Source organism: Pseudomonas sp. R28(2017) (assembly GCF_002112505.1).
In the GTDB taxonomy this organism is placed as follows: domain Bacteria; phylum Pseudomonadota; class Gammaproteobacteria; order Pseudomonadales; family Pseudomonadaceae; genus Aquipseudomonas.
The window spans coordinates 553,410-565,342 of sequence record NZ_NEHW01000001.1; the positions used below are offsets into that span (position 1 = coordinate 553,410).

Annotated in this window: 15 protein-coding genes; all 15 read right to left on the reverse strand. The window is 63.5% G+C overall.

The window, feature by feature from the left end; all coding sequences use genetic code 11:
- Nucleotides 1-3 precede the first annotated feature (3 nt).
- Complete coding sequence (locus CAF78_RS02600) at nucleotides 4-210, reverse strand: tail protein X (protein WP_085675639.1); 207 nt, start codon at nucleotides 208-210, stop codon at nucleotides 4-6.
- Complete coding sequence (locus CAF78_RS02605) at nucleotides 185-1,030, reverse strand: phage tail protein (protein ID WP_085675638.1); 846 nt, start codon at nucleotides 1,028-1,030, stop codon at nucleotides 185-187. Before CAF78_RS02605 ends, CAF78_RS02600 begins: the two co-directional genes overlap by 26 nt.
- A 9-nt stretch (nucleotides 1,031-1,039) precedes the next feature.
- A complete protein-coding gene (locus CAF78_RS02610; RefSeq protein WP_085675637.1) occupies nucleotides 1,040-2,794 on the reverse strand; it encodes a hypothetical protein in 1,755 nt (584 codons plus the stop codon).
- 125 nt (nucleotides 2,795-2,919) lie between these two features.
- On the reverse strand, nucleotides 2,920-3,222 hold the full coding sequence (locus CAF78_RS02615) for a phage tail assembly protein (RefSeq protein ID WP_085675636.1): 303 nt from the start codon (nucleotides 3,220-3,222) through the stop codon (nucleotides 2,920-2,922).
- A gap of 10 nt (nucleotides 3,223-3,232) precedes the next feature.
- Nucleotides 3,233-3,742 carry a phage major tail tube protein gene (locus CAF78_RS02620; RefSeq protein WP_027920000.1) on the reverse strand — a complete coding sequence of 170 codons (510 nt, stop codon included), beginning with the start codon at nucleotides 3,740-3,742 and terminating at the stop codon, nucleotides 3,233-3,235.
- Nucleotides 3,743-3,755: 13 nt separating this feature from the next.
- Nucleotides 3,756-4,922, reverse strand: a complete 1,167-nt coding sequence (locus CAF78_RS02625; protein WP_085675635.1) for a phage tail sheath family protein — start codon at nucleotides 4,920-4,922, stop codon at nucleotides 3,756-3,758.
- 89 nt (nucleotides 4,923-5,011) lie between these two features.
- Entirely contained in the window at nucleotides 5,012-5,440 is a 429-nt protein-coding gene (locus tag CAF78_RS02630; protein WP_085675634.1) for a phage tail assembly chaperone, read from the reverse strand.
- 9 nt (nucleotides 5,441-5,449) lie between these two features.
- Nucleotides 5,450-7,375: a phage tail protein gene (locus CAF78_RS02635; protein ID WP_085675633.1), complete on the reverse strand. Its 1,926-nt coding sequence runs from the start codon at nucleotides 7,373-7,375 to the stop codon at nucleotides 5,450-5,452.
- Nucleotides 7,368-7,976, reverse strand: coding sequence for a phage tail protein I (locus CAF78_RS02640; protein WP_085675632.1), 609 nt, complete (start codon nucleotides 7,974-7,976; stop codon nucleotides 7,368-7,370). Before CAF78_RS02640 ends, CAF78_RS02635 begins: the two co-directional genes overlap by 8 nt.
- 1 nt (nucleotide 7,977) lies before the next feature.
- Complete coding sequence (locus CAF78_RS02645) at nucleotides 7,978-8,859, reverse strand: baseplate J/gp47 family protein (RefSeq protein WP_085675631.1); 882 nt, start codon at nucleotides 8,857-8,859, stop codon at nucleotides 7,978-7,980.
- Nucleotides 8,856-9,182 carry a GPW/gp25 family protein gene (locus CAF78_RS02650; protein WP_085675630.1) on the reverse strand — a complete coding sequence of 109 codons (327 nt, stop codon included), beginning with the start codon at nucleotides 9,180-9,182 and terminating at the stop codon, nucleotides 8,856-8,858. The genes CAF78_RS02645 and CAF78_RS02650 overlap by 4 nt, the downstream gene beginning before the upstream one ends.
- Nucleotides 9,183-9,254: 72 nt before the next feature.
- A complete protein-coding gene (locus CAF78_RS02655) occupies nucleotides 9,255-9,815 on the reverse strand; it encodes a phage baseplate assembly protein V (RefSeq protein WP_085675629.1) in 561 nt (186 codons plus the stop codon).
- On the reverse strand, nucleotides 9,812-10,309 hold the full coding sequence (locus CAF78_RS02660; protein ID WP_085675628.1) for a hypothetical protein: 498 nt from the start codon (nucleotides 10,307-10,309) through the stop codon (nucleotides 9,812-9,814). The genes CAF78_RS02655 and CAF78_RS02660 overlap by 4 nt, the downstream gene beginning before the upstream one ends.
- An 11-nt stretch (nucleotides 10,310-10,320) precedes the next feature.
- Nucleotides 10,321-10,659, reverse strand: coding sequence for a phage holin family protein (locus CAF78_RS02665; RefSeq protein WP_085675627.1), 339 nt, complete (start codon nucleotides 10,657-10,659; stop codon nucleotides 10,321-10,323).
- Nucleotides 10,660-11,139: 480 nt separating this feature from the next.
- Nucleotides 11,140-11,877, reverse strand: coding sequence for a S24 family peptidase (locus tag CAF78_RS02670; RefSeq protein ID WP_085675908.1), 738 nt, complete (start codon nucleotides 11,875-11,877; stop codon nucleotides 11,140-11,142).
- Between the last annotated feature and the right edge of the window lie 56 nt (nucleotides 11,878-11,933).

Sequence of the window (11,933 nt, forward strand, 5' to 3'; positions counted from 1 at the left end):
GCATCAGTCCCACAGCTGCACGGCGTTGGCCGCCGCCAGCGCCAGCGTCGGCAGGCGGATGGTCACACCACCGCGAAACGGCTGGGCCTCCTCGGCCAGCCCCTGGTTGGCTTGCAACACAGCCTCGACGCTGCCGTCGAGGTGCCCGTAATAGTGGTGGCAGAGAGTATCGAGCACATCCCCCTCAGACGTTTTGCAGGTCTTGTCCATAGCTGACGAACTCCAGTGAGAAACCTTGTTTGCGAGGAATGCCGCCAGCCAGCAAGGCGCCCTGCTCCTCCTCGATGCTGGTCAGGCACCAGGTGCCCAGCACCTCGCCATAACCGGTGGTGAGTGACAGCGGCAGCAGTTGACGGCCGACGCCACGCAAGGCCTGCAGCTGGCCCAACCCACCCTTGAAGCCTGGGAAGATTGCGCCACGGATGTTGATGGTGTCTTCGCCCAGGCTGACGGCCTGCTGCGCATTTTCGCGGTTCAGGCGTTCTTGCCCGGCCCAGCGGAAACGCGTTTGCCGGCGCAACTGGTCGAAGGCGGCGGTGTCGAGGTTGAAGTAGTACGGCGCAGCGTTGGCCTTGAGTGGCTGCAGTACCAGCAGGTGCGGGAACGGCTTGATCGCCTCTGCCGCCGGGGTAACCTGCGGTGCGAAACCGAAGGTCGAAAGCACACCGTTGGCGACCGAGCGCACATCCCCGATCACCCGGCGAATGGCCGCTGCGGCCTTGCCCAGGTGTTCGGCGAAGGCATCGACACGGTCACGCACCTTGCGCACCACATCGAGGGCCTGGTCGTACTTGGCGATCACCTTGTCGACACGCTGCTTGGCCGAGTCGATGGCGCGCATCGTGCGTTGCAGGCGCCTGCCGATCTCCGGGCCGATCCAGGGTAGGGCTTCAAGTTCGCTGGCCGCCTCCTTGGCATGGCCAACCGCCTGGTTCATCGGGTCGAGCATGGCGTCGGCACGCCGACGCCCCTCCTCGCCCGCCTTGACCAGTGCATGCAGGCCACCTTGCAACTGTTCCAGGTAAGTCATGCTGACTCCTTATGGCAGGGGTTGATCGACCATCTGCACCGAACGCGCCTGACGCATCAGATCATCGAATACACGGCGGGCGATGGCCTCCAGTTGCTGCAGGGTGGTTGGGTCGTCAAGGCTGTTGTTGAAGGTCACCGGCATGTTGGCGGTGAACGTGAATTGCTGGTTGATAGTGGGCGACGCAGCAGCCTGCGACTGTTGTGCCGAGGTCGCAGGTGGCAGTGCGGGAGCACCAGCACCCTCGGCAGGACGGGCTGCCTGGACGGGCGGGCTGTCAGTGGCCGGGCTTGCCCCAGCCGTGTCGCTCCCCATGACTGAGGCCAGGGTCTTGCCAAGCCAGCCACCGGCGATATCACCTGCCTCGCCGCCGTATACGCCACCGCCAAAGCCGCCCAGCACGCCACCGATCGCAGCACCAACCGCCGTCCCTATACCGGGCACCACCATCGTGCCGAGCAAGGCCCCGAAGCTCGCTCCGGCGCCCCAGCCAGCCGAAGACCCGACCAAGGTGCCACCCAGCCCGCCGACAGCCTTGCCATACCCTTCCAGCTTCTCTGCGGGCGTGCCACCGCTCTGGTAGGTGTCGACAAGTTGCAAAGAAGTGTCCAGCACCGCGGCCACCGGGGCACCTTTGAAAAGTTTCCCAACCGACGTCAGCTGTTTGCCTGTGGCGATCAACGATAAGTCAGGTACCCTCCAGGATTCGGATTGGCCATCCGCCACTGCAGATGCCGCACTGTCTTGCGACCGGGGCTCGTCATCCCCTGCGATCCAGTTGAAGAGCTCGCCACCGGCTCTGTCCCCCACTGCCTCGCCGATCACGCCGCCCGTTTTGGCCCAACGCTCTTGTTTGGCCTCGTCCTGCTTTTTCTCCTCTTCCTGTTGCGCCGCCTGCTCCTTGGCGGCCTCTCGCTGTGCCTTGGCGTGGGCTTTTCGTTGACCTTTCTTTGTGCGCTTGCGTTTGCCCGCACTCGTACCTGTAACTGTCCCGATAACGTTGCCGATCGCTTTACCTTTGCCTTTGAAAAGCACGGCCCCCATCGAGCCCAGCACACGGCCGCCGAGGTCGCCCAATGCAGCGCCGGTACCGCGCGCCATATCTTCGCCGTCCTCGGCAGTGATGACGGCCTTGGCGACCTTGCCCAAGGTCTCGGCACGGTTCTCTCGCCACGCTTTCAGCCCACGCTCGCGGATCGCTCGCTTCTTTTCCGGTGACTGTTTGCGGTAGGCGAGAATGGAAACAGTCCCCAGGCCAAGGGCCCCAATACCTGCTGCGCCAATCGCGAGGGCTTTGGCCGAGGCAAGCGAGCTGCTACCGGCATCCGCCCTGGGTACCCTCGAGGGCGCTTGCACCTTGCCCGATGCAACACTCTGCCCTTGTACGACAGCGTGCCATTGCTGGAAGACATTGACCGTCGTCTGGCCTGCCAGTGGCCTTAGCCGCGCCAACCCTTTGATGACCTGATCCAGCATCAGGTAGTGCTGACGCAAACGCTCGACGGCCTCGACCTCATCCCCCAACCGGGCGACCTGATCTTCGTGTTGCTGCTCCTGGTCCAGTGCCAACTGGCGTTCGACCTGACGTACCTTGCCGAGCTCCAACCCCAGGCGAATCACCTCGCCGATGAGCCGGCCTAGCCGGGTGCCATCGGCCTGCCTGCGCAGGCGTTCGACGTCCCGGCGCAGCAGTTCGATGGCCTGCCCCAAAGGGTTGGTGACGGTGACGCCGAGCCCGAGGGTGAACACCTGTGTGTTCGCCATAGGTTCCTCCTTGTCACGGCGCGAGCCACCAGACCATGTCGCCGTACGACATGGTCATGATTTCGCTCGCGGAAAAGTTCAGCTCCCTGGCCAGCCGCCTTGCGGCGGCCTTCTGCCGGGCCGGGTCAAAGTTCGTCGTCCTGCACCAGGCGAAAATAACCGCTTTGCAGGCGGGCATAGTCCTTCAGGGCAAGGCCTTCGAGGTCCCTGATGCCGACTTCGGCCAGCGACGCGAACAGGTTCAGCTCGCGCTGCTCGTCATCCGCCGCGCCACCAGCCTGGGCATTGCGGATATCGCGCACGGTCGGTGCCCGCAGCGACAGGCTGTCGACCTGCACGCCATTGGCTTCGCTGGGGCGTGACAGGCGCACGGTGACGCGGTCGGCACTGAGGGTCAGCCATTGCGGCTGCTTTTTCGCTTGAGCCATGGTCGTCTCCTTACAGGCCGAGCGCAGCGCGCTGGGCGGCCAACTGGTCGACTCCATCAATCACGCGCTTCATGCCCAGCGCGTCGATCTCGTAGATCAGGCGGCCGTCGACTTCAAGCTTGTAATAGGTCAGGCCGACGCTGTGCTTGATCTCGGCCTTGTCGCCGGACTTCCAGTCGCCCATGTCGATTTCCTTCAGGGTGCCCCGCAGGGTCACCACCACCGGATTGATCTTGCCCTTGAGGCCCTTGAAGGCGCCGCGGAAGGTGCCGTTGAAACCACTGCCATCGGCCAGGCCGAAGAATTTCAGCGCCTCACGGCGTACGCCCGTGGTGGTGAAGGCCGCTTCCTGCTTCTCCATGCCCAGGTCCATCTCGACCGGCATGTCCATGCCGCCGGGGCGGTGTTCTTCCATCTTCAGGGTGAGTTTGGGCAGGGTCAGGCTGGGTACATCGCCCTGGAAGCTGACGCCGTCGACGAACAGGTTCAGGTTGGCCAGGGTTTCGGGGATCATTGCCATGTAGATGCGCTCCTTAAGCGGCGGAATCGAGAACTTCGGTCAGCCACTGGTTAGTGACTTCAACGCGGAAATTGGGGTTTTCGGCAGGCGGCACGTCGGTGAAGCGGATGTTCCAGTACACCTTGCCCTGCTCCAGCTGGCTGGCCGTGTTCAGCTCCGGGTCGGCGAAGACTTCGAAGTTGATGATCGCGCCCTGGTTCTTCAGGTCGCGCATGAAGGCCTGCAGGCCTTCGGTGACGTCCTTGACGTAGGTGGCGGTGATGGCGCGGTCGACCGCCCACTTGTGGCCATAGAGAATCGCGTCCATGACGATGTCCATGGTCCGCACGCGGGTGACGAACGCCCATTTCGGGTCGCTGGACAGGGTGCGGTTGCCCCACAGGCGGAAGCCGTCATCGCGGATGATGGTGGCGATGTTGGCGTTGTTCAGCAGGTTGGCACGGCAGCTGTCGTCGCCATCGAGGAACTCCACCGGGCGGCTGGTACCGGTGATGCCGACGAATTCCTTGTTCGACGGCGAGGCCCAGAAGCCGTATTCGCTGTCGGTCCAGGCAAACAGGCCGGCGACCCAGGCCGAGCCTGGCGCATCGACGGTGGCTTGCGCGCCGTTGTCCCAGTACTGCACGCCCGGGTCGACCAGGAAGGCGCGCTTGGCGCCGAAGTGCCCGGCATAGTCGATGGCCGCTTCATCGGTGGTGTTGGGGCCGTCGATGATGGCGATGCCGCGCAGCTTGTCGGCCAGGGCTACCAATGCGGTACCGACCGCCTGGGTGGCGCTGTGGCGTGGCGCGGCCAGCAGGCGTGGCTGGGCGTTGAAGCGGCTCTTGCCGTCGAGCAGCGCCTGCAGGCCGGTACGTTTGCCGTCGGCCTGCACGCTGCCGATGATCGCTGCGGTCTGCTCTGCGGCATCGTCCAGCTTGGCCACTCCACAGGCGACGATGACTGCCTTGGCGCGGCTGTAGATGGCCCGGCAGGCCTTGGTGATGGCGGCGTTTTCGCCGAAGGCGGCGACGGCTTCACGCTCGCTGGTGATCAGCACCAGGTCGTTGGCCTTGGCTGTAGCGCCAGCGCCTTCGGTGAAGGTGTCGACCAGGCCGATGATCGAGGAAGAAGGCAGCGCGATGCTGCGGGCGCCGGTGTCGACGTTGGTTACGGTGACGCCGTGGAAGAATCCACTCATGTAGGTTTACTCCAGATATGAAAAGGCCCCGCGGTGCGGGGCCATGTGGTACAGCGGAAAAAGAAAACGCCCCGTCAGTGCGGGGCGTCTCAGGGTTGCTCAGCGAGCCAGGCCGGGGCTACGGGTCGCTGCCCTTCAATGGGGAAGCCGGGGGACTGGGGCCAGTCGCGCAGTTTCTGGATATACAGCATCAGCTCCACAAATCGCTCCTGGGTCAAGGTGGTAGGCCGGGACAGCTCTTGCTCGTCACGGTGCCGGTCACGCACGGCGCAGGCCTTTAACAACATGTCATCACGCCAAGCACGCTCGACCGCGCATTGCTGTTCGAAACCCAAGCCAGGCGCATCAGCAACCACCGGACGGCCCTTGTGATCAGGAACGATGACGCGCCCTTGACTAGGAGCTTCCATCAGCCGGCCATATTCATCGGCACTGACCTCGCAAACATCGGGCGGCATATCAGCCCCGTGAGTCGCCCGCTCGTAAAAACCACGGGTTGTCGCTGAATAAAAATACATGGTTTCTCCTTATTTCCCCCAAGCCTTCCAATACACGTTCTGCGAACCACCTTCTCCGGGCAATGCACACTCGATACGAATAACCGAGTTGGTAATAGGCGCCCCCCCGAGCCGGCCCGCTTTACCGCCAAGGCCGATGGAATACTGGCAAACCACGCCATAACATTGCGTGGAGAAAGTAGTCGGCAATGTGATATCCAGGGTTCCGTTAGCAGGCACTTGCGCCGTCCCCCATTGCTCGATGTATCCGGTAGGTAGTTTTTGATGACCACCCGCCGTCAAGGCACTGGCAAAGCCAGAACTGGAATTAAGCAAGGCGCTGCCGCCGATCAGCATCCAGCCGCTGGAAGTCGCCATAACCTCCAGCGCATCGCCTATGCCAATAGGCACCGAGGCGGTCAGACCTGGGCCGCTCACCGTGATAACACCGGTACCGTAGTTCACGAACCGAACCGAGGCACCGACGGCGAATGCTGCTGTCGCGGGCAGAGTGATTGCGTAGCCCGAACCACTGAGACTCAACAACTTACCGGCATCTGCTGGAACCACCGTATAGGCCGCATTTATGCCTCGCTGGCCGCTGAAGCTACCCAGCGCCCGCTGAACAAACTCTGTGGTTGCCAGTGCACCGCGGGCATCGAACTGCGGCTGGGTAGTCCAGTTCGCGCCACGCATCACGTAGGAGTATTTGAGCAGTACTGACCCGCCGATCAGGTACCACAAGTTGGTGCCATTGCGGATGAACTCAGCGGTGTCACCCTGAGCCAGAGCGATATTGCCCGGCGCACTGATCGCGCCAATCGAGTCACCGCTTGCCGCAGTCACAGTGAGCGTGCCCTGGGAGCAAAGGACCGTCACGGTTACGCCCGGCGTGATGTCTCCGCCTGTGGGAAGTGTTGCGACCAGCGGATTAGTCGGATGTCCGAAAGCGACCAACTTGCCGCAATCTGCCGGGGTCAGGGTCGTCGATACGGGGTAGTTCACGTAACCGCCGTACTCCACCCCCATCCGCTTGAGAAACTCGGCGTTGACCACCTTCTGCGTCGCGTCGAACTGCGGCGGCGTAGGCGCCGTCGGCGTGCCTGTGAAGGCCGGCGACAGAAGACGGGCGAAACCGTCGGTAATGTCACTGAAGGTCAGCGCCGTGGTGCCCAATACAATCGGGGCATCGGTAATCAACTGCCAGATCGTATCGGCTTGGATCGCGCCCTGCTCAACCACCACCACCAACCCTGGCGTTACCTCGGCGCTGGTGTCCGCATCGGAAGTACGCGACCAGGCACCAGCTGCCACGACATACAAACCGTTTTCCTTACCTTCGGTTTGGTTCTTGACCAGGACCCGATCCCCGGCCGCAAGCACAACACCGTCGACCGTCCGCAGCCCCGACAGGGTGATATTGGCCGTGGTCGCCGCGCGCACCGATTGCTTGTTGTCCAGCTTGCTGATTTCCTCGACCAGCCGGCTGTCGACGTACTCACGCGTGGCCAGCACCACCGACGGGTCAATTTTCAACTGTACGTTGCTGGCATTGCTGACCACCAGGTTCATCCGCACCACCTGGGTTCGTCCAGACCCTTGGCTGAGCAACGGTTTGTAGGTCGGCGCACAGTTGGCCACGGCCACCATTTCGCCATCGGCATCGTAAAGCGCGATCTCGCGGATCCACTTGCCGCCGACATCCGCCGGAATGACCTGCTCGGCAATGATGATCGCACTGTTCTTGTCATCCACCTTCAGCTGGTTCAAGGGTGCGCGGCGCCATTCGTTGATCAGGCTGGTCTGGGTGGCATTGGGGGTGGGGTCGGTGCCGTTGGCGTCGCCGACACCCATCTGGGTGATTTTCCAGGCAATGCCCAAAGCATCGGCATTGGCCTGTTTCGCCGCGCCCACATTGGTGAGGATGGCGTAGAACTGAGAAGTCTGGTCAACCATGTGCAATGTCCAAGGTATCGATTGTATGTTCGCGGCCGCCCCGGCCCACGACGCCCATGACCTCGATGTCACGTGGCGTCAGCGGGTAGATGTCCAGTTCGTCGCCGTCCTGGATCGCGCAGCCGACATGAAGGGCCCCACGGCTTTCGAGGCTGATGACCAGGCCGGTCAGGTGGCGGCTGACCGGGCGGGCGTCGTCGATCAGCGATGACAGTTCCTGATAGGTGCTTTCGCTGATGCCCGCATCGGAAACACCGATCTTCAGTGCGAAGGTGCCCGCTGGCGCGGGCGGCGTGGCTTGCCACCACTCCTGCACCTCGATCAGGTAGCCGAACGGCTCGACCACGCGGCGCAGCGCGCCGAGGGTGCCTTTGTGGGCGTGGACGAAGAACGCTGAACGGATCACCGAACGCTTGATCTCGTCGCTCCAGCTATCCTCCCAACGGTCCACCGACCAGGCCCAGGCCAGGTGATAAAGCAGCTGCGCGGGGCAGTTGTCGGGGCTGTAGAGCAGGCGCAGGCTGACCTTCAGGTCCTCATCGGCCGCCGCCTCGATGGCCCGCTCCAGCGCCGTGCGATTGAGCGGCAACAGGCTCTGCATGTCAGCCACCCCGCTTCAAGGTGACGCCGCTGCACCAGGCTGCCTGGGCCTTGCTCGGGCGAATGTCGGCCCAGCCATTGAGCTCGACCCGACTGACGCCGTCGATGTGCAACTGCGCATCGATGCCCGAACGGGCCACCTCCACGCCCAGCCGCCGTCGCGGGTTGATCCAGGCCTCAAGGCGACGCTGGCACTCGGCGAGGATCGCTTCGTACTCAGGGCCGCTGTCGGCCAGATAAAGCACGGCATCGATGCGATAGGGCAAGATCTCGGCACTGCGCACGTTGACCCGGTCGGCGACCGGGCGTATGTCGTCATCGTTGAGATATGACGCCACCTGCGCCAACAGCTCGGCACTGGCCTCGCCGTTGCCTTCCAGGCCCAGCACGGTCACATCCACCACTGCCGGAGAAGGGCTTTCGGCGGTGGCGTCAGCCACCTGCCCCGAAGCATTGCGGGCATGCAGGATGTAACTGTTGCGTGGGCCTGCGGTGGTCAGGCCTTCATAGACCAGTTGCACCCGCTCACGCAGCGCATCGTCCGACTCCAGCAAGGCTTCGACGGGCGGCACGCTGGCCAGGTCCTCGGCCTGGATCACCAGGCGTTGCAGGCTGACGTTGGCCGCCAGCTGGTCCAGGTCAGTGCCCTGGGCGTAAGCCAGCAGCAGCGCCTTGGCGGCATCGTTGATGCGCGCCCGGTTGAGCAACTTGCGGTAGGCGCCGACCTCGAGCAGCTTGGTGACCGGGTCACTCTCCAGGTTGGCGGTCCAGGCGTCGCCCAGGTATTCGCGGAAGGTCTGCAGATCGGCCTGATAGAGGGCTTCGTAGTCGAGGTCTTCCAACAGCTGCGGGGCAGACAGCTTCGACAGGTCGACCTGGCTCATACGCTCACCTCCAGCAACGCTTCGTCGCCCAGATAGCGGCCACTCAACGCCAGGCTGACCTGGCCGTCGAGCACCGCAACGACCTTGACCCGCTGCAACTGCAGGCGTGGCTCCCAACGCCCCAGTGCGCGGGCCACTTCGGCTTGCACGGCACTTTTCCAGCCCTCGTTGACCGGCAGGTCGACGAAGCGCCGCAACTGGCTGCCGTACTCCGGGCGCATGCGACGGCTGCCCAGCGGCGTGGTGAGGATGTCTTCGATGGACTGGCGCACATGATCGATGCCGGCCAGTGGCTGGCCGCTGCGGCGGTCCATGCCGATCATGGTGCACCGCCCTGTTCATGGCTATGCATGGCACTCTCCTGATATGAAAAAGCCCGCATGGGCGGGCTTGAGTCAGTGTTTGTGATTGGCCGTGTTGCCGGCGGTATCGATGATCCGCCCACCGCCATTGATATCGCCGCTGACCTGCAGCGCGCCGTCGACGGTGACAGTGCCGGTGAGGTTGATCGCTGCCGCCTGAAGGCTGATCGCGCCGTCGTTGACCTGCACGCTGCTGGCGCCGACCTGGAGGGTCGCGCTGCCGCCAGGCAACTGGATGTCGTAGTGGCTGGCCTGCCAGTCGTAGCTGAGCGAACCACCATCGGCGAAACGCCAGACCTCGGCATGCGCGCGGTTGTCCGGCGCACTGCCGGCATTGCCATAAAGGCCGGGCAGGAACGTGCCTTGGGCCGGCTCACCGCTGGGGCTGAGCAAAACACCCTGCTCGCCCAGGCTCGGCGCCCGCCAGTGCCGGGCCTGGCCGGCGGCCTGGGCGTGCCAGCGCAGCCAGGTGCTGGTCCAGCCACTGCCGTCGGACACCCGCACCCGGGCGGCAGCAAGGTCCACCGCGACCACCCGGCAAGGAATCACCATGCACGCCAGCATGCGGTCATGCATGGCGCTGACGTAGCTCATGACAGGTCCTCCGGCGCGATGTAATGCGCCTCGTTGCCCAGGCCGATCTCGGGCGCAAAGCCCAGCACCAGGCTGCCGGGTGGCTGGTCCGGCCAGTTCCAGCGTGCCTCGCCAAGCAGCACCGGCTGGTCCCAGCGCACGGTCCAGGCGCTGCCCTCGAACTGCGCCTGCACGTTGCGGCTGGCTTCGACGAAGTCCAGCGCCCAATGCTGCTGGCGCAGCAGATCCATCAGCTGTGCGGCCAGCAGGCTGCCCTGCAGCCGCGCTTCGGGGTTGGCGCTATCGGCGGTGATATCCGCCTCGAAGGTGGCAATCAGCACCGAGCGGCCATCGCGCGGTGCTGCATCCGCCGTCATTTGCACGATGCCGTGGCGCAGTGCCGGTCGCTCCGGGGCATTGCCTACAGCGGTATAGGCATCGACCGAGGCCAACTCCGGCATCGCCTCACGAATGGTTGCAGTCACTGCAGCGTGCAAAGTGGCCAATTCACTCATGCATATTCTCCTTATCGCTCGTCGGCTTGCGTGTTGTCGCGCAAGCCCAGGCGTCGGATCGCCCAGCGTTCATAAAGACGCATGGCCACATCGGCGCCGCCGACCGCAGTCATGCAGCCAAATGCACTGGCCGCCCAGATCGACAAGCCGCCGGCATACAGCAGCATCACCGTCGACACGCCGCAGACCATGCAGGCCCCGGAGCGCAGCGCCAGCCGGCGCAGCAGCGACCAGCCGGTGGCACCGGCCTTGTCGGCCCGCCACATTTCGCCGCTCAAGCCGCCCAGCAATGCCAGGACGATTACCAGCCAGAGCGGCATCTCCAGTAACGCCTGTTGCTCGTTCGTCACTGTCCTGTCTCCTGTGTAATGCCTGATGGCGGGGGCCAACAGGCGGGTTGTGGGTACTCTGCGTATTTCAAAAGCCTCGGCATTCCAAAAAGCCCGGCTCGCCGGGCTTTTCAGTAATGCGTTGTCGAACCGCCGGCCACGACTGGTGACGCCGCGCAGTTCCGCTTCAAATTGGTGACTCCGACCGCGGCCGCCTGCCCGCCGGATAACTGTTCGTGGTGCTTTACGCTGCACACCCGGGCCAGTTGCCAACCCTCTGGACAGTTGAGGCCTGTCCATCGCTGCCTGTGTAACAACCGGTTTCCGTCCGGCTTGAGATACAGGCTATGCATTCATGCATATGCAGTCAATGCATTTCTTCACATTTCTATGCGTCAATTTTTGCTGATATGCATGCAGGCCATGCACGGCCTGGCTTGTAGGGATTTTCTGCAGGCGAAAAAAAACCCGCCGAAGCGGGTTTTCTGGAATCGAGGGCCGTCAGCGCGCGTACATGCCCCACCAGAACACATGCCCGAGCAGGCTGATCTGCTCGTCCTGCATCTGCTGGAAGCTGTAGTCCTCGTCGGGGTGTTCATCGCGGTTGAAACTGCGCAGGCGAATACCGGTAGGCAGGCGATAGACCTGCTTCACCCGCAGCTGGCCGTTATGGTTGATGGCGTAGAGGTCACCATCGATGATGTCGCCGATCGAGCATTTGCCGGTGTTCACGCCCACCGTCGCACCATCGCGCAACACCGGCAGCATGCTGTTGCCACGCACGGTCACACACTTGGCCTGGTCGAACTGCACGCCATTGTGCCGCAAGCTGCGCTTGCCGAAACGCAGCCGCGCACGCTCGCTTTCCTCGATGACGAATCTTCCTGATCCTGCTGCCAATTCGACCTCACGAAGGAAAGGTACCGACACCTCGTCATCCTCGACAGGGGTTTCATCGTCCCACAGGCTGATGTCGCTGAGGTCCGCGTGGCCGTGGGCCGGCAGCGCCGCTTCGCGCGACTCGCCCAGCTCGGCGCGACCGCGCAATTGCTCGGTGCTCACGCCGAAGTAGTCGGCGATTTTCGACACGTGTTTGTCAGAAGGGTCGACGATCTTGCCGCCGAGAATCCGCGACAAGGTGGATTGAGGGACGCCCGTGCGCCGGTACAGCTCCGTCGGGGACAGGCCGTGGCGGTCGAGCAGTTCTCTGAGTACGGTGGCTACGTTGCGTTTTTGCATAGCGTGCATAATGCAGCCATGCGCCGGCAAATGCAATGCACCTGGCTGCGCGCGCA